Annotated in this window: 18 protein-coding genes and 1 other RNA gene; 17 read left to right on the top strand and 2 right to left on the bottom strand. The window is 38.5% G+C overall.

Annotation, left to right across the window (positions count from 1 at the left end):
• Positions 1 to 198: 198 nt before the first annotated feature.
• Both BS1321_RS26105 and BS1321_RS26110 read left to right on the top strand, forming a co-directional pair.
• Positions 199 to 546 carry a PadR family transcriptional regulator gene (locus tag BS1321_RS26105; protein ID WP_061463248.1) on the top strand — a complete coding sequence of 116 codons (348 nt, stop codon included), beginning with the start codon at positions 199 to 201 and terminating at the stop codon, positions 544 to 546.
• The gene (locus BS1321_RS26110; protein WP_063233752.1) at positions 533 to 1,525 is read left to right on the top strand and encodes an HAAS signaling domain-containing protein; all 993 of its coding nucleotides are present in this window, start codon (positions 533 to 535) and stop codon (positions 1,523 to 1,525) included. The genes BS1321_RS26105 and BS1321_RS26110 overlap by 14 nt, the downstream gene beginning before the upstream one ends.
• 175 nt (positions 1,526 to 1,700) lie before the next feature.
• Here BS1321_RS26110 and BS1321_RS26115 read toward each other — a convergent pair whose 3' ends face one another.
• Entirely contained in the window at positions 1,701 to 2,234 is a 534-nt protein-coding gene (locus tag BS1321_RS26115) for an IseA DL-endopeptidase inhibitor family protein (protein ID WP_063233753.1), read from the bottom strand.
• Between the two features lie 674 nt (positions 2,235 to 2,908).
• Between BS1321_RS26115 and BS1321_RS26120 the strand changes: the two genes are divergently transcribed.
• The 5 genes from BS1321_RS26120 (at position 2,909) to ssrS (ending at position 7,923) form a co-directional block, all read left to right on the top strand.
• Positions 2,909 to 3,301, top strand: coding sequence for a sporulation protein (locus BS1321_RS26120; RefSeq protein WP_063233754.1), 393 nt, complete (start codon positions 2,909 to 2,911; stop codon positions 3,299 to 3,301).
• 22 nt (positions 3,302 to 3,323) lie between these two features.
• The gene (locus BS1321_RS26125; RefSeq protein WP_063233755.1) at positions 3,324 to 4,205 is read left to right on the top strand and encodes a mechanosensitive ion channel family protein; all 882 of its coding nucleotides are present in this window, start codon (positions 3,324 to 3,326) and stop codon (positions 4,203 to 4,205) included.
• Between the two features lie 504 nt (positions 4,206 to 4,709).
• Entirely contained in the window at positions 4,710 to 5,918 is a 1,209-nt protein-coding gene (locus BS1321_RS26130; protein ID WP_419555894.1) for an MFS transporter, read from the top strand.
• A gap of 213 nt (positions 5,919 to 6,131) precedes the next feature.
• A complete protein-coding gene (locus BS1321_RS26135) occupies positions 6,132 to 7,613 on the top strand; it encodes a UDP-N-acetylmuramoyl-L-alanyl-D-glutamate--2,6-diaminopimelate ligase (RefSeq protein ID WP_063233757.1) in 1,482 nt (493 codons plus the stop codon).
• Positions 7,614 to 7,736: 123 nt separating this feature from the next.
• Positions 7,737 to 7,923, top strand: a non-coding RNA gene (gene ssrS, locus BS1321_RS26140) — 6S RNA.
• 168 nt (positions 7,924 to 8,091) lie between these two features.
• Here ssrS and BS1321_RS26145 read toward each other — a convergent pair.
• On the bottom strand, positions 8,092 to 8,634 hold the full coding sequence (locus tag BS1321_RS26145; protein WP_063233758.1) for a ribonuclease H-like YkuK family protein: 543 nt from the start codon (positions 8,632 to 8,634) through the stop codon (positions 8,092 to 8,094).
• A 399-nt stretch (positions 8,635 to 9,033) separates the two neighbouring features.
• Here BS1321_RS26145 and BS1321_RS26150 point away from each other — a divergent pair, with 399 nt between their 5' ends.
• The 10 genes from BS1321_RS26150 (at position 9,034) to BS1321_RS26195 (ending at position 25,459) form a co-directional block, all read left to right on the top strand.
• The gene (locus tag BS1321_RS26150; RefSeq protein WP_063233759.1) at positions 9,034 to 10,155 is read left to right on the top strand and encodes a GntR family transcriptional regulator; all 1,122 of its coding nucleotides are present in this window, start codon (positions 9,034 to 9,036) and stop codon (positions 10,153 to 10,155) included.
• A gap of 398 nt (positions 10,156 to 10,553) precedes the next feature.
• Positions 10,554 to 11,846: an ABC transporter substrate-binding protein gene (locus BS1321_RS26155; RefSeq protein WP_063233760.1), complete on the top strand. Its 1,293-nt coding sequence runs from the start codon at positions 10,554 to 10,556 to the stop codon at positions 11,844 to 11,846.
• 115 nt (positions 11,847 to 11,961) lie between these two features.
• Positions 11,962 to 12,912 (top strand): carbohydrate ABC transporter permease, encoded by a 951-nt coding sequence (locus BS1321_RS26160; protein WP_232522739.1) that lies wholly within the window; start codon positions 11,962 to 11,964, stop codon positions 12,910 to 12,912.
• Positions 12,913 to 13,266: 354 nt separating this feature from the next.
• Positions 13,267 to 13,782 (top strand): carbohydrate ABC transporter permease, encoded by a 516-nt coding sequence (locus tag BS1321_RS28350; protein WP_232522740.1) that lies wholly within the window; start codon positions 13,267 to 13,269, stop codon positions 13,780 to 13,782.
• Between the two features lie 13 nt (positions 13,783 to 13,795).
• Entirely contained in the window at positions 13,796 to 15,919 is a 2,124-nt protein-coding gene (locus tag BS1321_RS26170; RefSeq protein ID WP_063233762.1) for a glycoside hydrolase family 36 protein, read from the top strand.
• Positions 15,920 to 15,957: 38 nt separating this feature from the next.
• Positions 15,958 to 17,640, top strand: coding sequence for a ribulokinase (gene araB / locus BS1321_RS26175; protein WP_063233763.1), 1,683 nt, complete (start codon positions 15,958 to 15,960; stop codon positions 17,638 to 17,640).
• Entirely contained in the window at positions 17,633 to 18,328 is a 696-nt protein-coding gene (gene araD / locus BS1321_RS26180; RefSeq protein WP_063233764.1) for an L-ribulose-5-phosphate 4-epimerase, read from the top strand. The genes araB and araD overlap by 8 nt, the downstream gene beginning before the upstream one ends.
• Positions 18,329 to 18,393: 65 nt before the next feature.
• Positions 18,394 to 19,878 (top strand): L-arabinose isomerase, encoded by a 1,485-nt coding sequence (araA, locus tag BS1321_RS26185; RefSeq protein WP_063233765.1) that lies wholly within the window; start codon positions 18,394 to 18,396, stop codon positions 19,876 to 19,878.
• 157 nt (positions 19,879 to 20,035) lie between these two features.
• On the top strand, positions 20,036 to 22,984 hold the full coding sequence (locus BS1321_RS26190; RefSeq protein WP_063233766.1) for a carbohydrate-binding protein: 2,949 nt from the start codon (positions 20,036 to 20,038) through the stop codon (positions 22,982 to 22,984).
• Between the two features lie 1,269 nt (positions 22,985 to 24,253).
• The gene (locus BS1321_RS26195; RefSeq protein ID WP_063233767.1) at positions 24,254 to 25,459 is read left to right on the top strand and encodes a nitrate/nitrite transporter; all 1,206 of its coding nucleotides are present in this window, start codon (positions 24,254 to 24,256) and stop codon (positions 25,457 to 25,459) included.
• The last annotated feature ends 2 nt before the right edge of the window (positions 25,460 to 25,461 follow it).

Genomic DNA, 25,461 nt, shown 5'->3' on the forward strand with positions numbered 1-25,461 from the left:
TAGACAGTTAAGAACATTTTATCATGTTCTCTTTTTTCTCTGTCTACCTGTAGGGGATAATACCAGAAACGCTTCTCTTTTTTTATGCTTTAAATAGAATATATTTTCATTTTTATGGTGTTATAAGAACTAAAATAGTGTATGTTGCATAGTATAAGGTATGGTGTACGTCACATAGTATAGAGAAGAGGTGATTGGATGAGCACTTTATTGAATTCATTAACCACTGAGCTGCGCAGAGGCACTTTGACGTTAGCTGTTCTAAGTCAGCTCAAAACCCCTCAGTATGGGTACTCGCTTGTCCAGCGTTTAGAGAAGTCGGGAATTACCATTGATCAAAGTACTTTATATCCGTTGCTTCGCCGCCTGGAAAAACAAGAATTGGTGACCAGCAGCTGGGATACTTCTGAAAGTAGACCGCGTAAGTACTATTCTTTAAGTGATTATGGGGGAGAAATCTTCATTCAGTTAAAGGAAGAATGGGAAAAAACTTCTCAAGAGCTTTATATATTATTAAAAGGAGAGGGAGAAGATGGAGCTGATTGAACTTTATATTCAGGAAGTGACCCGCAGGCTGCCAGAAAAAAACCGGGAGGATATTGCGCTTGAGCTTCAATCTACAATCGAAGATATGCTTCCGGAGGATCATACGGAGCAAGACGTGAAAGCAGTTCTTTTAAAATTAGGAGATCCGGTTACACTGGCAAGTGGTTATCGTGATCGGCCAATGCATCTGATTGGACCGCGATATTATGATGTTTATATCTGTCTGTTGAAAATGATTTTACCCATCGCTGCCGTCATTTCACTGATCGGATTAGTAGGGGATAATCCGTTTCGGGATATGGGGGATAATACGGTTATGGACGCGGTTTTCACCATAATAGGGAAAGGGATTGCAAGTATCATCAGTACAGGTATCCAAGTGTTTTTCTGGTTAACGCTTTCGTTTGCCATTTTAGAACGCGTGGATACTTCAAAAGACCAGTCGCCTTTAACAAAAGACTTGAAACCATGGACACCGGAAAGCCTAAAAGATATTCCGAACATTTCAAAGAAAAAAGCTATTCCTATGATCGAGATTTTTGCAAGTTTGTTAGGTCTTTCTGTATTCACGGCCCTTTATTTCAATGCAGCAAACCTCTTAGGGGTCTATGAAAAAAGGAATGATAGTCTCATTTTCGTGACACCTTCTTTCAATCAAGAGGTATTGAATTCCTATTGGCTGCTGGTATCTTGCGTCGTTATCATCGGGGTGCTCTTGGCTATTTATAAATTATTTTTAAGACAATGGACCCTGAAACTAGCTTTATTCCATGCCATATACCAGCTGTTGTCCACTCTGACTTTCATCATCATCATCAGTAATCCTAATTTATTGAACCCGGAATTCATTGCATACCAAAATACACTGTTTACAATCGATGAATGGAAAACCTCGATTTACTGGGGTCTCATATTAATCACCATCTTTTTTGCCGCCTACGATTCCTATCAAGGCTTCCGTAAGGCAAAAAAACGTTAAGGCACAGCATCCTAGCTGTGTTTTTTTGTTTGAAAGTTCCGTTAAGTGAAAAGTGAGTTGATACAAGTCTGTAAGATTATTTCAAGATACAAGGCAAAACAGAAAAACACCTCATATGAAATATAGTTTTTAACTAACTATACGGCATATGAGGCGTTACATTTAAACAAATTTTTTATTGAACTGCATCGAACTGATTGACTTTCCACGTGGATCCAGACTTATAAAAGGTAACCGTTCTTTTTACTGTGTCACCGTCGACTGTAGGTACAGTTAAATTGTAGGATCTAACGTTTAGTTTTTGATAGACCAATTTAATTTTTGCTTTTCTCCACTCTAACATGCTATCGCCGTCTCCGATTGGACGGGCTAATTTACCTTTATGGGTAATGTAACTATATTTGGTCAGCCCTTTTTCAACTGCATTATTAGTAAATGTCTCTGCTAAATAGTTAGTTAATTTATCTTTTGTATTAAACTCTTGGCAAAGGTATGAATACACTGTCCCTTTATAATTGAATGTTTTTTGTGAACATGAACGAGTAGTGTAACCGTGTAATGCATTCCAAAAATGTTTGCTGGCATTATCGGCTATCTTTAATGCATTTGCGTCAGACAAATTCTGTGATGTCGTTTTTGCGGTAACCTGACCACTTAATGTGAAAAATAAAATGATAATGGATAATAGCATACCTAAAAATTTTTTCATAATTTTTCTCCCCAATCCCTAATAGGATACTTATGTAACGAAAGTTTAATTAATATTACATTTGTTACATTTATATTACAATAAGGCTTGCGTAATTAAAAGAGAAATATTGTTAATTTTAAAATATATTTTTTGTTTTCCACTAAATATACATAGTTTGTTCACTTTATTCTTATTGAAAGGAGCGTTCACCGAGTTGGAAATAGAAGAACATTGGCTGTTACATACTTCATATTCCACCAACTGGCCTATTTAAAACCCAACAGTTAATTCTTTTGCAATAACGGGACAAGTTAATTCATTATATTTTCATTAATATCAACTTATGTACAAAGAACACGAATTTCTCCGGCAAGCCCGAAAATAATAAAATATAAAGGTTTGACAAACTTTCCAATTCTACCGTATTATAAATAATATACTTGAATACATTCTCCAAAGGGGAGTAGCTTTTACAACAATGTCGTCATTACAGAGTTCTTTGCTCTCGGTGTTGTTGGCAGCATATTGTTGTTAGCCAGACCTTACCTATTGGTAAAGGTCTATTTTCTTTTAGTAAACCTTTACCAAAATGGTAAAGGTTTTTTTGTAGTCCGGATTCTGCAGCCCTTAAGAAAATGTATAAACATGTGGGTTTAATAGAAAAACAAATAAATATAAATGGAGTGTATTCTTTGATACTTAGAAAATCTTTATTACTTTTAGGGATAGGTTCTGCACAAATAGATTTAATCCTTCCGAAAAATACGTATAAATCTGGTGAATGCATAAATGGGTATTTCTTGATTAAAGGTGGTACCTTGGCGCAAAGAATAAGGAGGATCGAATGTGATTTAATTATGGATACTCATTCTACCGGATTGGAAGAGATCCTTAAAACGAGCACCATCTTATCTTCAAGAGAGATTAATTCAGGGGAAAGTAATGAAATTCCTTTTAACTTTTGTCTGCCTACTTTGAATGAACCTTATAAGCGAGGGGTTTCCTATCGACTTAAAACGAGGCTGATACTTGATAAAGGGATAATAGGCAAGGATGATGACTGGATTTTAATCGATTCTGAATAAAAATGAAAATGGAGGTGGGAACATGAATATCTTGAAATTTTCTGAGCTTGCTATGGATTATTGGGAAGAATTTTTATTATTGAGGCTTTTCATATTGGCTTTACTGTTATTGGCGGTTTATTATATTTTGAATAAAATGGTTGAATGGTTCTTTAGAAGATCCAATTTTTTTGACGAAGAAGTCGAAAAAACAATACAGGGGGTTACTCGTTCTTCTCTTAGGTACAGTATTTCCGCGCTTTTCCTTATATATTTGATTGGACAGTTTATAGACCTAAAAGGAATTTTAGCTGGAGCTGGTATTTTAGGGGTCGTGATCGGATTTGCCGCTCAGCAAATGCTTAAGGATATCTTATTGGGATTTGTAAGGCTTTCGGATAATGAATTCCGAGTGGGGAATTTCGTGACATTCAACGGGACAAGTTCTGGGACGATTGAGGAAATCGGTATCCGGTTCATGCAGATCAGGGAATGGTCAGGAAAATTGCTGACCATCCCACACAGTGAAATTAGGACGATTCAAAATTTTAATAAAGGGAGAATGCGAATCATTGAACGCATCACAGTAAGTTACCAAGAAAATCCTGAGAGGGTAAAAAGGCTATTGGAGGATATATGTATCATCTGTAATGATAAGTATGGTGAAAGCCTTCTAAGGCTAGAAGATGGTACACCTGAAGAGGATTTTAGATACATTGGCATTACGGATTTAAATCCGAATCTTAAATATGTTGGATATGAACTATGCATTGTGGGACTTGTGAAACCTGAACATTACTTTGAAACATCGAGAAGCGTGAGGTTTGAAATGATGACTGCTTTACATGAGCATCAAATTCTAATGCCATCTTCCCATTTGCTTGTACAGGGCAATCCTAATCAAGAACGTTTATTGGAGAACTGATAAGAAGAAACACGTTTGCTTGAGATAATCCGGGAAAGGTCATGAAAAAAATGGTGGATAAGGTAACAAAGGGCAGAAACATACTAGCGACAGTCCTTGGAAACTTAAGGATATTAAAAGGGTTTCTATTAAAGGAAGTTCCTTTTTATACACAATAAGTCGAACAAGACTACCCCAAAAAATGGTTTTATTTTTATGGATTTCACCTTGATTTATCAGATTAAATAGATTATTATAAAATTAGCATAAAATGGAAGGGTGACCTTTAAACAATGATCATTTAATCCTATTCTTTAAGAAAAAATGCGTGCTAAATACGAAGTTTTTTCTGGATAGGATTAGTCTGTACATTAAAAATACAAACAAAGATCATTGTGTTCCGTCCATTGGGGATATTTTGCTCTGTTAAATTTGTATTGTACTGCCTCCTGTCCAGATATTTCACAGGAGGTTTTTATATTGGGAAAAAACACGTCCGTAACATTAAGTAATAAAGAACCTAACATATTTAAAAATCGTGTCTTCCGGGCCATTATCTTTTCAGGCTTGTTTTTACAAATAGGGATATGGGTACGGAATTTTGCAGTTTTGTTATTCGTCATGGAAAAGACAAACGGGGATGCCTTTGCCATTTCCATGATATCAGTAGCGGAGTTCGCACCCATTTTTATTTTTTCATTTATTGGAGGGACGTTTGCTGACCGCTGGAGTCCGAAAAAAACGATGGTTTGGTGTGATATATTAAGTGCAATATCCGTATTTGCTGTGCTTATCTCGCTTATCTTCGGCAGTTGGAAAATGGTATTCTTCGCAACATTGATTTCGGCGATACTTTCTCAATTTTCTCAGCCATCAGGCATGAAGCTATTTAAGATGCATTTGCCAGAAAGTCAAATTCAGACAGGGATGTCTGTTTATCAGACCGTCTTTGCAGTATTTATGGTTTTAGGTCCGATTCTTGGTACATTTGCCTTCCAATCATTTGGGATAAACATCTCGATTGCGATTACTGGCCTGGCGTTTTTACTTTCAGCTGGCGCACTCGCCTTTCTTCCAAAAGATCGCAAACTGAATGAAGAGACCGCAAAAACAACGTTATGGCAGGAAATGAAAAGCGGAGTTAGCTATGTATTGCGAAAAAAAGAACTAAGTTTGCTTGGTTTATGTTTTCTGGCAGCCGGGCTCGGACTGGGTTTCATTCAACCGCTCTCTATATTCCTTGTTACAGAACAACTGGAACTGCCTAAGGAAAATCTGCAATGGTTATTTATGGTGAATGGGTTTGGTATGATTTTAGGTGGAGCTGGGGTGATGATTTTTGCCAAAAAGGTGGCACCTCAGAGATTATTAGCTTTCGGAATGCTTGTGAATGCCATTGGATTAGCGGTAATGGGGCTGTCAACAAATCTTTGGATTACACTTACTGCCGAGTTCTTTAATGGGCTAATGCTGCCTTGTATTCAAATCGGGATCAATACATTGATATTGCAGAGGACCGAAGGCGAGTTCATCGGAAGGGTCAATGGAATCTTAAGCCCATTATTCACTGGATCGATGGTGTTGACCATGAGTGCGGCAGGCGTGCTGAAAGAGCAATTTTCACTCGTCGCCATATTTGAAACCGCCGCTTTCTTCTTTATTCTAGGAATGTTTTTCATTTTGCCATTGTACAATCAAAAGGCCGAAACAAAACCCCTGGAAATTCAATCGTAAGTATCTTGCGGTGTGTCAATAATAGCCATAGGACCTAAAGAAAAGCAGCCACTTCCGGCTGCTTTTCTTTTTTCTTCCTCTGACTGTTATACAAATTCTGGATTAACAATTATTTTTAGTGTACTGGTAAATACTAATAATGGCTTGTTGATACTTATGCATTTCATTTTCAAGAGTTAGGTGAATAGCTTAAATGAAGAAGGAGAAAAGTTAATGATCCTTAAAGACATAATGAAAGAAGCAATAAACTGGGATTTGCCGAAGGGCGTTGAACATATAGCCATCACAGGTGTAACCGATAACTCTAAAGATATAAAAAAGGGATACCTTTTTGTTGCCGTAACCGGATATAAGTCCGACGGCCATAATTACATTAAAGATGCAATTCGTTTAGGGGCAGCGGCCGTGATTGGCGATCGCGATATTAAGGGATTGGAAGTTCCTTATATACAAGTGGAAAACAGCCGTAAAGCATTAGGGCTAATCGCCAAAAGGTTTTATGGAGATCCCAGCAATCAAAAAATAATGATAGGAATTACGGGTACAAATGGTAAAACCACAACAAGCTATATGCTTCAGCAAATTTTAGATGAGAATGGGGTAACCTGTTCCGTCATAGGTACGATACAGCATATTATCAATGGAAACAAAGTCGATTCCCATAATACGACTCCAGGTAGCGTGGAGTTGAATTCCTTGCTGGCAGCCAGTGAGGACATGGTTGTCATAATGGAAGTGTCTTCACATGGATTAGCTCAATACCGTTTAGAAGGAATTGAATTTGATTTCTGTGTCTTCACGAATTTGTATCATGACCATCTCGACTTCCACGGTACGATGGAGGATTATTTTCTGGCTAAATTACTGCTTTTTGAAAAATTGAAACCTAATGGTCTTGCGATTATTAATGGGGATGATTTCTGGGGAGAAAAACTTCAAGAATACTTACGGGAGAAGAATGTCAGTGCCTTTGTATTTGGAAAATCCAATCGCTGCGATTTAACCATCGCCAATTATAATACTGCAACATCCCCCTTTATTTTATTGAATGAGAATCATGACTTTGTGAGAATTGAGTTACCTTTACCTGGACTTCATAATTTATATAACGCAACAGCTGCGTATTCCGTAGCGAAGATGTTTCCAATTTCAAAAGAGGAAATTCTCACTTCACTGAAACAATTTTCCGGTGTGTCAGGAAGGTTTGAAATGTATAAGAAAGAATTTGGACCGACAATAGTCATCGATTATGCACATACTGCGGATGCCATTCATCACATGCTTCAAACTGCCAAAGAATGCGGGGCAAAAAAGATTTATCATATCTTTGGTTTCCGAGGTGGACGAGATACAACCAAAAGGGCTGAAATGGTTAAAGTATCTTCGGAACATAGTGATGTTTCGATTTTGACGATGGATGATCTGAATTCGGAGGGAATTGAGGGGATGGAATCGTCACTAAATAAACTGCAAAGCGATTACTCTGCTGGAAATGGGAAGGTTATTCCAGATAGGACACTTGCTATACAGGAGGCGATACAAGCAGGAAAGGAAGGGGATTGGATTATCATTACAGGTAAAGGAATTGAGAGGTATGGACAAAATTTCGGTCTGCCTACTATTTCTGACAAAGAAACGGTATTATATCTGCAAAATAAGGACCAAGGGGATTTTATCGGTTATTTTGATCAATAATTTGATTCTAACGAATGCTTTTATAAAGGGCTAAGACGGCGTCCATTCCCTTCCACAGCCATTGGCGATTTATATGGTGATTATTAACATTGTTTTATATGAGGAATTCAGGTATTATAACAATACAAGCTGCACTGTTCGTAATGATAATAAAGTTTTAACCTTTAAGCTGTAATAGGGAGTTTTATATTGAAACAGGAATGTTATGCCTCGTCACTGACTTGGACAACAGGATTTTTTCTGCAAACACCCACTTTGAGGAGTGGTGGTTTAAAACTTTCTTACTGAATACGGCAATGGCGGCTTATATCTTTTAATGTTGAAGCCGGTCTCGATCTGAGGCCGGTTTTTTGCTGTTTTTCGATTACCGTACCATAGGAATTGTATGTAACTCTTTGTAGTCTGAAAATTCCCAATCCATATTGTTCTAAAATATTTATTTTCATCAGATTAAAAAAATTAAATGTTTTGGGAACATTTACTCTTGCTTTGTATACCGGTTGGCATAACTTGAAGCAACGAAAGCATTGGGTTTAATTTTCGGTTCCACGCCCATGGATTCCATCCTGGCCACCATTTCTTTTACAAACTCACTGGTTTTGTTCCGCTTTCCAATCCCGATATCAATGTGCCCTTCCATTGTGAACGTTGCCCCTTGATATACCGCAGGCAGGACAATATCGATTAACTGATTTTTTCTTTCTTCCGTAAACATGGATACGATCTCCTCTGTTAACGACAATTCTTGGGAAATTCGTTCATGTAAATGCAGCATCCTTCTAGGAACCATCACTTTTCTTATACAACCCCATACACCATTTCCGACCTGTCGAATCACGATGCCTGTAATGAAAACCGTATGTTTTTTATGTACTTGCGAATCTGTACCGACCATTAATCGATAGTTACCGGAAGGATTTAATTTCATGAACTCAACAATATGAACGAATACCTCTTCAAATGACATGTCTTTTTTCTGAAGATTTTGAAATGGAATGTTATGAAATGGATATTGCCTCATATTATTGCACCCAACCTTTCCCCGGATATAATCAGATTATTAAATATCTCATGCCGCTCATAACACATCATATGAAAAAAGTATTATTTTCGTGCAGTGGAAGGACCCTTTAAAGGGAAGACAAATTTGTATCAACTTTTTTATAGGATGTAAATCTATTTAACATTGTATATACGCTTTTGATTCACCAGTCTAAAACCTATATAAAAGGTGTACATAGAATTAGTATTACTTTTTTACACTTAAAAAGGAATTATTATCATCGGAGTTTATCAAGAGAGGAGGGAATGAAATTTACCGTAATAGTTCCAAAAACACCTAATGTCTGTTAAAGTAATATATGAATAGTTATCCGTACAAGTTGGTGAAAAAGCAGACAAGTTGAAAAGGATGAATAGAATGAGCGAGAAGGCAAAATACATTGATGTAAAGAACAAATTAAAAGCATGGATAGTGGAAGGGAAAATTAAACCTGGCGAAAAGATACATTCAGAAAATGAAATGGTTAAGATGTTTGGTTTTAGCAGACATACTATACGGCAGGCAGTGGGGGAGCTTGTTCATGAGGGGTGGCTATACCGTGAACAGGGGTCAGGAACTTTTTGTACCAATCGTGCGGGGCAATCAACAATGCGAAGACCGAGAAAGAACATAGGAGTAATCACTACGTACATTTCTGATTATATCTTTCCTTCGATTATTCGCGGAATAGAATCATATTTATCCAGTCAGGGATACTCCCTAATTATGGCAAGTACAGACAACGATATTGAGCGAGAGAAACATTGTCTGCTAAATATGTTGGATAAAGATATTGATGGGTTAATCGTGGAGCCAACAAAGAGCAGTAATTACAATCCCAATATCAATTACTACCTGAACCTCGAGCAGAATGGCATTCCTTATTTGATGATTAACCAATATTATTCTGAGTTAAATCCTCCACATATTATAATTGATGATGAATTGGGAGGATTCCTAGCAACCGATCATTTAATAGAATATGGACATGAAAAAATAGTAGGTATTTTTAAAAGTGATGACCTTCAGGGCGTTAGCCGTCTGAAAGGGTTTATCAATGCTTTTAGGAATAGCGGCCTGGCGTTTTTCTCAGATATGGTTATTACTTACACTACGGAAAATCGGGAGCAAAAAATTCTGGAGGAGCTTAAGTCAGTATTGAATTCTCCTAACCGGCCTACAGGAATCGTTTGTTATAATGATGAAATTGCCTTAAAAGTTTTGAATGTTTTTCGCGAACTCCAATTAAGTGTACCGGAGGATATCTCTATAGTAGGTTATGATGATTCTCATCTGGCGGAAGCCTCTGAGGTAAAACTAACCACCATAACACATCCGAAGATGAAACTCGGAATAGATTCGGCTAAATGGATTATATCCAAAATTGAGGGTAAAAACAGTGAGAATTTAGAACATTCTACAATTTACAAGCCGGAACTTATCATAAGAAATTCAACTAAGGACATGCAGAAAAAGAAAAGGGGAGAAATAATTGAGTGAATTTTCAAAATTTTTTATTGAAAAATAAATAATTGGTGTTACAATCATTCTTAAGGTGATGCGTACAAGTTTAAGGATTGGTTTCGATTTAGGGCAAAGTTATCGACAATTTATGGTGGTAAAATAGGCCTTTTCATTACCTTTATCATAATTGTACGTACATCCAGTTCAAGAATTTAATATATTTTGTGGATATAGAAATAAAAGGGGGAGTTTCAAAAAACAAAAATTTGATTCAAACTTTCCGGATATACATAGCTTAGATGTCGATATATCCACTATTTAGTAAATTGAAAGCGCTAACAGAGAATATGTATTTTCTATTTCATTTAAAACAAGTTGTTGATTTTTTTCTTCTTTAATTTCTGAATATTATAAATTCAAAAGGAGGGTTTGAATTGAGCACTAAAAACTTTTTTGCGATGTTTTTAATGATTCTGTTGGCACTATCCACTTTTCTCACGGGTTGCAGTAAATCAAGTGATTCTTCCAAAGGGGAAGATGGGGATACAATAACAATCGATTATTGGGCTTCCTGGACACCGGGTTCTGAAGAGGAACGTAAAACAAAGGCCCAAATTTCAAAATTTGAAGAAGAGCATCCAAATATCAAGATTAATACGCAAGTTATTAGCTTTGATATGCTTCATGATAAGTTGGTTGCTTCTATCAGTGCAAATGATGCACCGGATTTAAGCTGGGGACTTAGCGAGTGGTATGGGGAATTTAACAAAATGGGGGCCCTAGAGGATTTAACTCCTAATTTTAATAATTGGGAAGGCAAAGATGCAATTTATCCCAATGTAATGGAATCACTGACTTATAAAGGTAAAGTTACAGCACTTCCACAGTACCTTGGTATTCGGGCTCTTTTATACCATGAAGACATGTTAAAAGACGCAGGATTCGAGGCACCGCCAAAAACCTTTGCTGAATTATTGGAGACAGGATCAAAGATTAAGAAAGCAACCGGTAAAGAAGCATTTGGTATAGCCGGAGCGGGTGTACGCTCACCACAGGAATTGCTTGCTTACCTTGCAACGAATAAAGTGACAATTGCTGAAAAACAAAAGGATGGAAAATTTAAGAACACATGGAAGGAAAATCCTGATGAGTTAGATCGTGCTACAGAGGTCTTCGCCCTTTATCAGGAATTATTAGACAAAGGGGTCATCTCTCAAGATGCTAAATCATGGGGTTGGGAAGAGGAAGATAATAATTTCTCACTAGGCCAATTTGCCATGGTTGTAAATGGATCATGGATCCAGGATAAGGAAAAGGAAAACCCTGAGCAAATGAAGGATGTTAAGGTGGCAGCTCCACCATACATGGATACCCCAGCGACTTTTTTAGAAATAAGTCCTATCTACGTATATAAAGGATCTAAGCACCCTAAAGAAACATGGGAATTTGCAAGCTATATTTTAGGAAAAGAGTGGCAAAGTAATATCCGTCCAACTAACTCTGCACGCTCCGATGTGGTAAGTAAGAGCCAATGGGGAAAAGGGTTCACTGATTTAACGGACACTGGTGTAACTTTTCCAGAGGTTTCCCTTGGTGGGGTTACAAAGGCGATGGAAGATGCTTTAGGTAAAACTCTATTAAAAAAGGAGGATCCTAAGAAAGTGGCTGAGTGGTTGTCTGATGCCATTAACGAAAGTTTAAAAAAATCAGGTGAACTAAGCGAGTAATTAAAAGGTGCAGGTGTTGTTCAGTAATGTCAATGCCTGCTCTTATATACTACTAGATCTGACTATTCCATCTAGTTAAATATAAGTCCAGTAGTAGAGATTGGGGTTGGTAATTTTGAATTTAGGCACACAACCTGAAAAAACGGAAGTTCGAATGAGTCCGAAACTGAAAAAGAATCCATTATCCAAGCAGCAAAAGAATAAAATGCACGCTTACTTATTTGTTTTACCAGCTATGCTTTTCTTCTTATTTATGATTGCCTACCCGTTAATCACTGTTGTATGGGATAGTTTTCATTTTAAGAACTTACTAAATAGTGCAGAATCAGCATTTGCCGGTTTTGATAATTATATAACCGTCATAAGGAACGAAAATTTTTCCAATGCTTTATCCAATACAGTCATATGGACTGTACTTTCGGTGGCTGGTGAATTTATTTTAGGATTAATTTCAGCCATTGCACTAAATCAGCAAATAAAGGGGAGGGCTATTTTCAGGGGGGTTATTATTATTCCGTGGGTCGTGCCAATTGTTGTAGCTGGGATGACTTGGACATGGATGCTAACTCCCGATTATGGGATTCTTAATTATTTATTAACGAAGGGCGGGATTATAGATAAGCCATATTATTGGCTGGGTGAAATGAACTCAGCCTTGCTGACAGTTACTTTCGTAAATATCTGGAGGAGTTTTCCCTACTACACAATTTGCATACTTGCTGCATTACAGTCTATACCGAAAGAATTACTTGAGGCAGCCTCGATTGATGGTGCAGGCGTCATGAATAGATTCTTTAAAGTGGTTCTACCCCAGTTAAAGGGTGTTTCCTTCGTCTTGATTTTCATCCATCTGATCTGGACTTCCATTAATTTTGACTTTATATGGGTGATGACTGAGGGCGGCCCGCTCAACTCGACAGAAACATTACCGATTATGATATATCGTTATGCATTGAAAGAATTTGATGTTGGTACTGCATCATCTCTAGCTTCGATGATGATTGGATTCATGATTACCATTTTTGTTGTGAACTATTACTATAATGCTAGAAAAAAACAAGCTTAATAGTGAAAATAAGGAGTGTCTAACATGTTATTAAGTAAGAAGGGGAGATTCTGGAGCAAGATTATTACCTACAGTATCTTAATTTTATTTTCAATTTACTGCTTATTCCCATTTCTTTGGATGGTTGTTACCTCCCTAAAGCCAACAGATCAAATTCGTACGAGCACTCCAACTTTTATGATTGAAAATCCGACACTTTCACATTTTGAAAATGTCTTATTCAATACAAAATTTGTCACATTCTTTGTAAACAGTTTAATTGTTGCCCTAACAACAACAATACTTTCCATGCTCGTCTCTATATTCGCTGGTTATTCCCTCAGCCGGTTTCATAACTTTCGAGGGGTCAAAGTTGTGAGTATGGCCATGCTTTTGTCACAAATGATCCCAGGCGTCCTTCTCCTCATTCCCTTGTATATTCTTATGCAAAAGTTGAGCCTGTTAAATACTTACCCTTCATTGATTTTAGCCTATACAACATTCATGGTTCCTTTATGTACCTTTATGATGAAAGGATTTTTCGATTCTATTCCATACGAAATAGAAGAAGCGGCCGAAATGGACGGATGTTCACGGATCGGCATTATCTTTCGCATTATCTTGCCTGTATCCATACCAAGTCTAGTGGCTACGGCATTGTTCGCCTTCGTTAACGCATGGAACGAATTCATGTTTGGATATGTTTTTATTAATGACGAAGGACACCGAACCTTAACCCCAGGTATTACTTTGTTTAAGGGGTTATATTCCACGGATTGGGGAAGCATTATGTCAGCATCAGTATTAGCCGTACTACCTATTGTATTAATGTTTGTTTATTTACAAAAGTACCTAATTGAAGGCATGACGTCCGGATCAGTAAAAGGATAGAATGGAGGATTTTATGAGTAGATTAAAGGAGAGTGTCTCTCAGTTAATTGAAATTCAAGAAAATGGGTTATATCTAGTTTTTGAGGTAACGGAAGAAAAAGACGTTCGTTTTCTTCATTTTTCATCCTTGCCATTCGTTTGGATTTCTGAATGGGACGATAAAACAAGAAGTAAGTTTCGGTTAGTGGAAATCCATTTTTCAGGGGAAAACCAAAATGACCATCATGGGTCTAAACACACGGGGACATATCCAGGAAACAGACTAAGATTACAGCAATTTCATGATAAAAGGACTTCAGAAGGTCGTAAGCTCCTATTTGAAATGATAGATGAGCAGACAGGTGTTGAAGTTGTTTCTATTTTCCAATTTTACTCTGGAATTCCAGTAATTAAGGCTTGGACCGAAGTCTCCCATAAAGGTAATCAATCAGTAGGGTTGGAGTATGTATCTTCCTTTGCCTATACAGGTATAGACAAGGAAGGACTAACAAACAGGGAAGATAAGATAAAGTTACATATTCCCCATAACTCATGGTACGGGGAAGCCCAATGGAAGAAATATTCTTTACAGGATTTAGGTCTATACATGGTGAATAAATTTTCGATGAAGCGTTTGTCTTATTCAAGTAATGGCACATGGTCATCCTCTCAATACGCCCCAATGGCATTTCTGGAAAATCTGGGAACAGGAAGTGGGTTAGTTTGGCAAATTGAACATAATGGATCATGGCATTGGGAGATCAGTGATATAAGCGAATACCTCTACTTGCAGTTAAGTGGGCCTACAGAGGCGGAAAATCATTGGTGGAAAGAGCTTAAACCAGGAGAGGAATTTACTTCTGTGCCGGTTTCAATCGGAGCCGTTTCAGGAGGTTTCGAACAGGCAATAGGTGAGTTGACAAAGTATAGAAGAAGAATGCGTCGACCTAATGAAGATAACAAGCAGTTGCCTGTCATTTTTAATGATTATATGAATTGTTTATTCGGTGATCCAACTACAGAAAAGCTGTTGCCTATCATTGATGCCGCTTCTGAAGTGGGGTGCGAATATTTTTGTATCGATTGTGGGTGGTATTCTGACGGCTATTGGTGGGATGGAGTGGGAGAATGGCTTCCTTCACAACAAAGGTTTCCCAATGGTATCAAAGAGGTTCTCGATTATATTGGCAACAAGGGAATGATACCAGGTTTATGGTTAGAACTCGAAGTTATGGGAATTAACTCACCCTTAGCAGATAAGGTACCTGATGGATGGTTTTTCTTGCGACATGGAAAGAGGGTAATAGACCATTCCCGCTATCAATTGGATTTTCGTAATCCGGAAGTCTTAGAATTTGCAAATGGAGTAATAAACCGCCTAGTAAATCAATATGGGGTCGGTTATATCAAGATGGACTATAACATTAATGCTGGTATCGGGACGGAACGGGAAGCCGATTCATTCGGAGATGGGTTACTCGAGCATAATCGGGCATACTTATCATGGCTTGACTCGATTTTTGACAAATACCCAGATTTGGTCATAGAAAACTGTGGCAGTGGGGGCATGAGAATGGATTATGCTTTATTAAGCCGCCATAGCATTCAATCAGTAAGTGACCAAACGGATTATCTGAAAAATGGGGCCATAGCTGCCGCTGCTGCTTCACTCGTCACCCCTGAACAATGTGCGGTTTGGTCATACCCATTAAAAGAGGGGGACAACGAAGAGGTCATTTTTAACATGGTTAATAGTTTGCTCCTTCGCATCCATCAAAGTGGTCATTTGGCTGAAATTAATTCAGAGAGATTGCATTTGGTGAAAGAAGCTATTAGCTATTACAAAGAGATCCGTGAGTATATTGCGAATGGGAATCCAATATGGCCTACGGGAATCCCGAATTTAGAGTCACCGTGGATGTGTTTTGGTTTACAACATGACAATAAATACTTTTTAGCAGTATGGAGATTGCAGGGAGATAACGAATGTTTTTCGATCCCATTATCCCAATTAGAAGGACTGGATACTGAAGTTAAACTGTCCTACCCACTTAATGGCGATGCCCAAGTAAAATGGAATAAGGATAATGGAACATTGACTGTATGCATACCAAAACAAAATGCAGCAAGAATTTTTGAGGTCACGGTAAAACAATAACGAAACACTTAAAACTTAATGAGAGTGAGAGAGATGAAATGACAAAATATACTATCGGTGTTGACTTTGGTACTCAATCAGGTAGAGCCCTTCTCGTTGAAGTAAGTACAGGTAGAGAAGTTGCAACTGCTGTAAAAGAATACACTCATGGTGTAATGGATGAAGTCCTTCCTGATGGTGTTACAAGACTGGGGGATGACTGGGCACTGCAACATCCTGCAGATTATCTGGAAGTGTTGGGAATGACGATTCCAGAAGTATTGAAGAAAGCCAAAGTTTCGCCGGATGATGTGATCGGAATGGGAATAGATTTTACGGCGTGTACCATTTTACCGATTGATCAAAATGGGACTCCATTATGTATGGTGGCACAATTTGAAGCTCATCCACATGCATACGTGAAATTGTGGAAACATCATGCTGCTCAAGAAGAAGCGAATCGGCTAAATGAAGTAGCTGAAAAACTAAGAGAACCTTTTTTACACCGATATGGGGGGAAAATATCGTCAGAGTGGCTCATCCCGAAGGTCTGGCAAATTTTAAATGAAGCGCCTGAAGTGTATGATGCTGCAGATCAAATACTTGAAGCCACAGACTGGGTTGTTTCAGAGTTAACCGGCTCGATTAAACGGAATAGCTGCACTGCAGGTTACAAGGCGATATGGAATAAACTGGATGGGTACCCTTCAAAGGAGTTTTTTAAGGCACTTGATCCTAAACTGGAAAACCTTGTAGAGGATAAATTGAATGGACTGATCTATTCAATAGGAACGAAAGCGGGGGAAATTACAGAAAAGGCTGCTCGATTTACAGGGCTCCATCCGGGAACAGCCGTTGCCATTGCTAACGTTGATGCGCATGTTTCCTTGCCTGCAGTGGGCATTACAGAACCTGGGAAACTCCTGATGATCATGGGCACATCAACCTGTCATGTCCTGCTTGGGGAAAAAGAGGAGATGGTTCCGGGCATGTGTGGGGTCGTCGAGGATGGCATCATTCCGGGTTTCCTCGGATATGAAGCCGGTCAATCATGTGTAGGTGATCACTTTGAATGGTTTATTGAAAACTGTGTCCCTGAAACATACTACCAAGAGGCAAAATCCAATGGAATGGAAATACATCAATTTTTAACAAACAAAGCAAACCAGTTAAAAGTTGGAGAAAGTGGTTTACTAGCTTTGGATTGGTGGAACGGGAACCGCTCGACATTAGTCGATGCAGATTTAACGGGCCTTCTAGTAGGTACTTCGTTGTTGACAAAACCAGAAGAAATATACCGTGCACTTATTGAAGCCACTGCATACGGAACCAGAAAAATTGTGGAGGAATTCCGACAACGAGGTGTTCCCATTCATGAGATATATGCATGTGGAGGGATTGCAGAAAAAAATGCATTTATGATGCAAGTATATGCGGATGTTTTGAACATGGAAATTCGGATATCAGCGTCCTCCCAAACTCCCGCCCTTGGTTCAGCGATGTTTGGTGCTGTTGCTGCCGGCAAGGATCGTGGAGGCTATGACAATATCAACGATGCAGCACAACAAATGGGCAGTGTGAAGGAACATATATATCGACCTATAGAAGAGAATGTTAAAGTTTTTGATCTATTATACCAGGAATATTCGAAGCTATATGATTACTTTGGCCGTGGTGAAAATAATGTGATGAAAACATTAAAAAAGATCAAAAAAGAAACATGGGAGGCGCATTATGCTTGAAACTTTAAAACAAGAAGTGCTAGCAGCTAACCTATCATTACCAGCACATCAATTAGTCACCTTTACATGGGGGAATGTAAGTGGAATCGATCGGGACTCGGGCTGTATCGTTATAAAACCAAGCGGTGTACCTTACGAGCAATTAAGCCTTGAGGATCTTGTTGTTGTGGATCTTTTGGGTAACATCGTGGAAGGAAACTTGCGTCCTTCCTCAGATACACCCACCCATGTTTCACTTTATAATGCGTTTCCTGAGATTGGTGGTATCGTCCATACTCATTCACCTTGGGCAACAAGTTGGGCGCAGGCAGGTCGTTCCATACCAACGTTAGGTACTACCCATGCCGATTACTTTTATGGGGAAATCCCGTGTACAAGGGCTTTAACAAATATAGAAATCAATAACGGTTATGAAATGGAAACAGCAAATGTAATTATTGAAACCTTTCGAAAGAGAGGGTTAGAACCTCTAGCGATGCCAGGTGTTTTACTTGCCAATCATGCCCCTTTTTGTTGGGGAAAGAATGCAAATGATGCCTTGCATAATGCCGTAGTTCTAGAGGAAGTTGCAAAAATGGCGTTCCACACGTATCAACTGAACATGAAAACGGAAGCTATTAATCAATATCTATTAGATAAACATTACTCACGGAAGCATGGAGCCCATGCCTATTATGGTCAGAAATAAATGTTGTTGAAAGGGCATGCGGTAACTTGTACGTATGAGTCTGCACATCAAAGGGAGGATGTAAAATGATTTCAGTTAAACAATATGAATTCTGGTTTGTTACCGGAAGCCAGCACTTATATGGGGAAGAAACCTTAAATCAAGTTGAGGACCACTCTATTAAAATAGCAAGAGGTTTGGATTCTTCTTCAAAAATTTCCTATAAAGTGATCTTTAAGCCTGTCATGACCAATCCAGATTCTATCCGCCGGCTGTTCTTAGAGGCTAATCAGGATGATAATTGTGCGGGGATCCTAACCTGGATGCATACTTTTTCCCCGGCAAAAATGTGGATAGCAGGATTAACTGCATTACAAAAGCCCCTGCTGCATCTCCACACACAATTTAACCAAGATATCCCTTGGGAGACTATTGACATGGACTATATGAATTTAAATCAATCCGCTCATGGAGATCGTGAGTATGGATTTATTGGGAGCAGAATGAAGATAAATCGAAAAGTGGTGGTGGGTCATTGGGGGCATACTGGGGTATGTGCAAAAATTGGGGAATGGATGAAAACGGCGGTTGCTTTTGTTGAGGGGCAAAACCTAAAGGTTGCTAGATTCGGAGATAATATGAGAGAGGTTTCTGTTACGGAAGGTGACAAAATAGAAGCTCAAATAAAATTCGGATGGTCCATAAACGGTTATGGTATAGGTGACTTGGTTCAACGAATGGGTGATGTTACAGAGTCTGATGTGAACCATTTGTTAGAGGAATATGCAGAGCTTTATGAGATTGTTTCAAAAGGATTGAAAGAAGGTTCAATCCGTGAATCAATTAAGGAACAGGCAAGAATAGAACTTGGGTTGAAAGCTTTTTTAGAAGATGGTCAATTTACTGCTTTTACCACCACTTTTGAAGACTTGCATGGCATGAAACAGCTCCCGGGGTTAGCGGTTCAAAGATTGATGGCAGCTGGTTATGGCTTTGGTGGGGAAGGGGATTGGAAAACAGCGGCGTTGGTCCGTTTAATGAAAATCCTTGCAGATGGGGAAGACACTTCATTCATGGAGGATTACACCTACCATTTTCATCCTGGTAATGAACTTGTCCTTGGTTCACATATGCTCGAGGTGTGTCCTACAATTTCCGCTACTAAGCCTAAAATTGAGGTGCATGCCCTATCCATTGGAGGGAAGGAGGATCCTGCGAGACTTGTTTTCGATGGGAAAGGAGGGCCAGCTTTAAATGCATCTATCATTGATATGGGAAATCGCTTCCGTTTATTGATAAATGAAGTGGACGCCGTTCAGCCATTCCAACCTATGCCAAATCTCCCGGTAGCAAGGGTGCTTTGGAAGCCGCAGCCTTCTTTAGAAAAATCAGCGGAAAATTGGATATTAGCCGGAGGGGCCCATCATACTTGTTTTTCGTATAAAGTGACGGCCAATCAGTTAAAAGATTGGGCAGATTTATCAGGAATTGAAAGTGTGATTATCAATAAGGACACTAACTCATATGCATTCCAAAATGAATTACGTTGGAATGATCTTGTTTACAAGTAAGCTTCATCATATACAAGAAGGGAAGGGATTCAGGTTTTTATTACCCCATTTTAAAGTACTTGAGGTGGCGATTTATATAAATAAATTTCAACAAACTAACTAACACGGGTGCGTTTTTGCGTTGAGAGTGCAATAAAATGAAAAGGGGAAAAAATGTATGAAAATGAAAAAGGTAATACCTTATATCCTTGCGGGATCATTAATTACATCTATGGCTCCGTCTTTTCCTTCAAAGGCTTCAGCGGCTACCTGGGCTGAAATTTCTGTAGATCTAGCAGACCGATCACTTGGTAAAATACATCATGGAGCGAGTGCGGCACTATACGGATTAAGTGAACCAAACGTACCAGACATCAATACCTTAATACCCATCAAACCATCACATATCCTTCAAAAGGCACCCAATGGGGTTCAGCATCCATCTGGTGACGGTTTAAGAGTTGCCGACTACTTCTTTGAAGCTGGTGGAAAAAATATTCAAATTTATATGCAAGATTACTATGGCAGATGGTATTACCCATCAAGAACACCTGAGGAGTATATCAAAGAGGCCATCACTCCCATCACCACTGAAATTAAAGCCTACAAGGATGCGTGGGTAAAAAAGAACCCTGGTGAAAATCCCGACGACAAATTCATCTATGTTCCTTATAACGAACCTGAACAAAATACCACTCGTTATCCAAGTATAGATAGTATGGATGAGGTTGGTGCTAAATCAAGAGCTACATTTAATAACGATTGGTTAGCTATCTATAAAGCCATTAAAGGCATCGACCCGGGCGCCAAAATTTCAGGACCCAATCTCTTAAATTATAAACCCAATGTTATAGAATCTTTTATCCCGTTCTGTATCGAAAATGATTGCTTGCCTGACACAATATCTTGGCATTTACTTTCCAACAAATCTTATAACAATGCTAAATCCAATTTGGCTGCTTATAGGGCTGTTGAAGCAAAAAATGTGTTGAGTTATGAGAGAAAGTACCCTGAACGAAAAAGCGCCTTTCCGATCCCTGTGGATATTAATGAATACGCTTCAACTGCTGAAATTGCTGTAGGAGGCTCACTCATCCAGTACATGGCGCGTTATGATGAACTTAAAATTACAGGGGCCCTTCCTTACTGGAATACAGCAAATTCTTATGGATCCCTACTGGCAGGTCAGAATGAGCCAAACGGAGCTTGGTGGCTGTACAAATGGTATGCTGACATGGAAGGCGATATGGCCAAGGTCCATGTTGTGAAGGCTAATGCTGATGGGGATGATGCGGGTCCTGGGTTATACGGATTATCGACCCTTGATGAAGATAAAAAACAAGCTAGTATCGTTTTTGGAGGAACCACAGGTGAAAGCCATGTAGTGCTTAAAAATATTGCAGGAAACAAGAATAGTCCTAAATTTCTATCTTCATCCGACAAGGTCCATATTACCGTATGGCGTGCAGGGTTTACTGGACTTACCGGTTTCTTGGCGGAACCATCACAAGTAGCTGATGGAAACTATGATATCGTAAATGGTAGTGTAACATTACCTATTCAAACTGATAACATGGAATCGTATTATGCGGTCATAACCGATGCTGTTGATTCGGATCAAAGCTCCACTTGGTTCAAGAGGTACGAAGCAGAACATGCAGAAGTTAGAAATCATGTCCTTGAACCAAAGAGTGTATATCCAAGGGTTTCAAGCGGGCGTTCCGCATCCAATGGCCAGTACATTGGCGGCATTGACTATAAAGACAGCGTTGTTAAATTTACGAATATTACAGTCCCGAAAGATGGGAATTATAAATTGGACATAGGGGAAGGCAGTGGCTCGACTGCAAATCTTCCTACTCAGTCAGGTGGTGGAACGTCAGCACAAAGACAGAATTCCGATTTCTTTATAAAAATCGATGATAAGCCTTCCTTCAAAGTAGATTTGAGAGCGGATTATAGCTACGAACAGCTTGGGATGGTTACAAAATATATCAATTTGAAAGCCGGAAAGCATTCAGTTAGCATTAGTAAATATAATCAGGATACCGGAGAGATGGGTCAAGGTGCTGCTACGCTCGATTTCATTGAATTGAATTACAATGGTAAAATGGGCTCAAAGCCCAATTACCGAGTTCAAGCCGAGTTTGCGGAGTATGATCATGAAAATGGGCTGAGAAGGGAAAGCAAGATAACTGGATTCAAAGGAGCGGGGTATGTAACCGGGTATAAGGATTCCAATGGTGATAAAGGGAACATCAAAAAAAATAAAGATGGTAAATCAAAGAATAAAAATTCAGGTGCAAAAACTCGTTTTGTGATGGGCGTTCAAGAAGATGGGATGTATGATGTAACCGTTCGATATGCCACCAATAATGCAGGTGAACTTTCCATTGATCATGATCGACAGAACGTAATAAATATCCCTGTAAAAAATACAAAAGGCAAATGGCAGAGCACCAAGGTTAGAATGTTCCTGCGGACAGGTATTAACTTACTTGATATCAAATCCACGGCAAAATTGAGTTTGGATTACGTCAATGCAACTTTTGTAAACAAAAATCCTTTATTTAAGGAAGAAGCTGAGAATGCAAATGTCATTGGAACACCTGCTGCCGGTGACCCATCATTGATTCGGGATGATGCATTTGCCAAGAATGCTTCAGGCGGTAAATATGTCAACGGCATATCATCCTTCGATGGAAAGGAAAGGTATCTCGAAGTTCCTAATATCGTAGTACCGAAAGCAGGTAAATACAAGCTTGTGGTCCAATATGCAAACGGAGAGTATTCTGGGTCGCATTCTTACAATAACAATGTCGTCGAGAGATATGCGCAGGTTTCCGTTAATGGCAGTGAACCTAAAACGGTGTATTTCAAAAATACTATCTCATGGCAGGAATTTGCCACGGTTACCATGGATGTTGACTTGAAAAAAGGGAAAAATGCTATTAAATTCTTCAATGATAATACTTATAACGGGGGATCCAATCCATACGGTGGAAGTAATGCATCGGGGACCGAACCCTTTGTTGACACTGTTATGGTACCTAAGCAGTACACACCTGCATTTGACAAATTTGCGGTTTACGAATTACCTGCATTATTGGATAAAATAGACAAGTAATAAGAATGAGGAAAGAAAAATTTTTAATAACGATTGACTGAAAAGGTTAAATTCCCCTTTAATAGGGGTTAAACTTGTTTATTATATTCCTAATATTTGTACTGAAACATTATAATTCTTAATGCTAAAACGCAAAACCCCTTGGCTACCAAGGGGTTTTTATGTGCTTACATCTAGAATCGTGTTAATTGGAATTTTACAGATTATCTATTTATGATTTTAATATATTTGACCATTAGAATATTACAATATATTTTTGATCCAATAGAAATATAACCAATTGGTCTGATCTATAGAAAGTGAAGGACAATAAAGAAGCAAATAGGTATCCTATTTGCCATAAGGGCTAGGATAAAATAACAAAGTGAAATTGGGAAATATAAAGCTAAGTAGCGAAATCAAAATTTACCCATATCCTCTCTTTGAATAAAAAGAGGTTTAATCGTAGCAACCTGCTCTTGGTTGGTGGCATAATCTGCTCTTATCACCCTCCAATAACAATGACTCAATTAGATTTTTTGTTAGTTTAATTTAAATTGAATGGGCATAAAGTCGGGTATATAATAAAATTCACGCATTTTAGGTCTTGACTGCGATGGGAAGTGTTTTTAGCTCAACAAAGTTGGAAATCTTGAATTCTATTATTCAGATGTTTTTGTTCATACTTCTAATTTCAATACGTACAGGAAGAATTCGGATTATTTCTCTCGATAAGGCAAATTATACGAAGACTCAGAGGAATGTTTCTCGTATTTGGAAAATAATTGAACTTATTAGGTAGGGAATGCTATGAATGGAAGGGAAGCCATAATCCTAGGCTTCTCTTTTTGTGGTAAGAAAGAAGAATTAGCTATATAAAGGTTACTACTCTTTATATATATAGTTTTGAAAGAAACTTGATGTAGTGATCTTAAGGCATCAAAAAGTGACTAGAGTCTCTTTCTTTGTGTGAAAGGGTTTCATGCCATTTTTGCGAATAGGGGGCTAAAGTTAGTTATGAATAGGAGAAACTCAGCTTTTACCAAAAAATTCAACAAACATATAATTATATCCTGGTAGAAATTATCACATCTTCCCGATGGTATGATTAGGAATTAGATGTATAGAAGAAAAAGGTGACTTTTTTCCAAGAAATTCTTTAAAGTATTCAAATGAAAGCTTTTTTTTAAAAAAAGTGTGTAATGTTTTCTTACATAAACAAAGAAATCTTGCATTTATAAGAGTAAAATAAACGAATATTCAATTAATAAAGTATAGGAGAGATGAAAAATGAAAATATCTGAATTGAAAAAAAGCGGTCATGCTCCGTCATTATTAGCTTCATTCCTTTATTTTGATATCAGTTTTATGATTTGGGTATTATTAGGTGCACTCGGTGTCTATATTACAAAGGATTTCGGACTTTCCCCAGCTGAAAAAGGCTTGATTGTAGCTATTCCGATTTTGGGAGGCTCGTTTTTTCGAATCGTCCTTGGTCTTTTGACGGATCGCATCGGCCCGCGGAAAACAGCGATTGGCGGAATGCTTGTAACGATGATTCCGCTTTTTTGGGGATGGTTATTTGGAGAAAGTTTAGCCGAGATTTATTTAATTGGGATTTTGCTTGGAGTGGCAGGTGCAAGTTTTGCTGCAGCACTTCCTATGGCTAGTCGCTGGTATCCCCCGCATTTGCAGGGTCTTGCGATGGGCATTGCGGGAGCAGGTAACAGCGGAACTCTTTTTGCGACATTGTTTGGACCGCGTATTGCAGAGTCTCTTGGCTGGCATAATGTTATGGGATTAGCTTTGATTCCTTTAACCATCGTGTTTGTCATTTATATTTTAATCGCAAAAGACGCACCATCTCAACCGCCTGCAAAACCACTCAAGGAATATTTCAATGTATTTAAAATAAAGGACACTTGGTATTTCTGTATTCTTTACAGTGTGACTTTTGGGGGCTTTGTCGGGTTTACTAGCTTTTTAAGCATCTTTTTTGTTGATGAGTATGGGTTATCACGAATAAGGGCAGGGGAATTTGTTACATTATGTGTCATCGCCGGAAGTTTCTTTCGTCCCGTCGGAGGGTTTATTGCCGATAAAATAGGTGGAGTTAAACTGCTAATGTTTTTATTTTTTGGACTCACATTATGTATGTTTGGGATTAGTTTTCTTTATTCTCTTACTGTCGTTACGATCCTACTGTTCATCGGAATGTTATTTCTCGGTATGGGCAACGGGGCTGTCTTTCAGTTAGTTCCACAGCGATTTTCTAAAGAAATTGGTTTTATCACAGGGATTGTAGGAGCTGCCGGAGGTGTTGGTGGATTCTTGGTTCCAAACATACTAGGTACGTTGAAACAGATTACTGGGACATACGCTACAGGATTTTTAGTATTTTCCGCATTTGGAATCATGGCGTTGCTTATCCTGGGTCTAGCCCATCTTTCATGGAGAAAAACGTGGGTACTCGGAAAGAATTCAGTTAAGATCTAAAA

The sequence above is a fragment of the Peribacillus simplex NBRC 15720 = DSM 1321 genome, assembly GCF_002243645.1.
Taxonomy (GTDB): Bacteria; Bacillota; Bacilli; order Bacillales; family DSM-1321; genus Peribacillus; species Peribacillus simplex.

Excerpts from the sequence above, each read along its gene's own strand:
- BS1321_RS26105 (WP_061463248.1), top strand. The coding sequence starts at position 199 with ATGAGCACTTTATTGAATTCATTAACCACTGAGCTGCGCAGAGGCACT.
- BS1321_RS26110 (WP_063233752.1), top strand. The coding sequence starts at position 533 with ATGGAGCTGATTGAACTTTATATTCAGGAAGTGACCCGCAGGCTGCCA.
- BS1321_RS26115 (WP_063233753.1), bottom strand. The coding sequence starts at position 2,234 with ATGAAAAAATTTTTAGGTATGCTATTATCCATTATCATTTTATTTTTC.
- BS1321_RS26125 (WP_063233755.1), top strand. The coding sequence starts at position 3,324 with ATGAATATCTTGAAATTTTCTGAGCTTGCTATGGATTATTGGGAAGAA.
- BS1321_RS26135 (WP_063233757.1), top strand. The coding sequence starts at position 6,132 with ATGATCCTTAAAGACATAATGAAAGAAGCAATAAACTGGGATTTGCCG.
- BS1321_RS26145 (WP_063233758.1), bottom strand. The coding sequence starts at position 8,634 with ATGAGGCAATATCCATTTCATAACATTCCATTTCAAAATCTTCAGAAA.
- BS1321_RS26150 (WP_063233759.1), top strand. The coding sequence starts at position 9,034 with ATGAGCGAGAAGGCAAAATACATTGATGTAAAGAACAAATTAAAAGCA.
- BS1321_RS26170 (WP_063233762.1), top strand. The coding sequence starts at position 13,796 with ATGAGTAGATTAAAGGAGAGTGTCTCTCAGTTAATTGAAATTCAAGAA.
- araB (WP_063233763.1), top strand. The coding sequence starts at position 15,958 with ATGACAAAATATACTATCGGTGTTGACTTTGGTACTCAATCAGGTAGA.
- araD (WP_063233764.1), top strand. The coding sequence starts at position 17,633 with ATGCTTGAAACTTTAAAACAAGAAGTGCTAGCAGCTAACCTATCATTA.
- araA (WP_063233765.1), top strand. The coding sequence starts at position 18,394 with ATGATTTCAGTTAAACAATATGAATTCTGGTTTGTTACCGGAAGCCAG.
- BS1321_RS26190 (WP_063233766.1), top strand. The coding sequence starts at position 20,036 with ATGAAAATGAAAAAGGTAATACCTTATATCCTTGCGGGATCATTAATT.
- BS1321_RS26195 (WP_063233767.1), top strand. The coding sequence starts at position 24,254 with ATGAAAATATCTGAATTGAAAAAAAGCGGTCATGCTCCGTCATTATTA.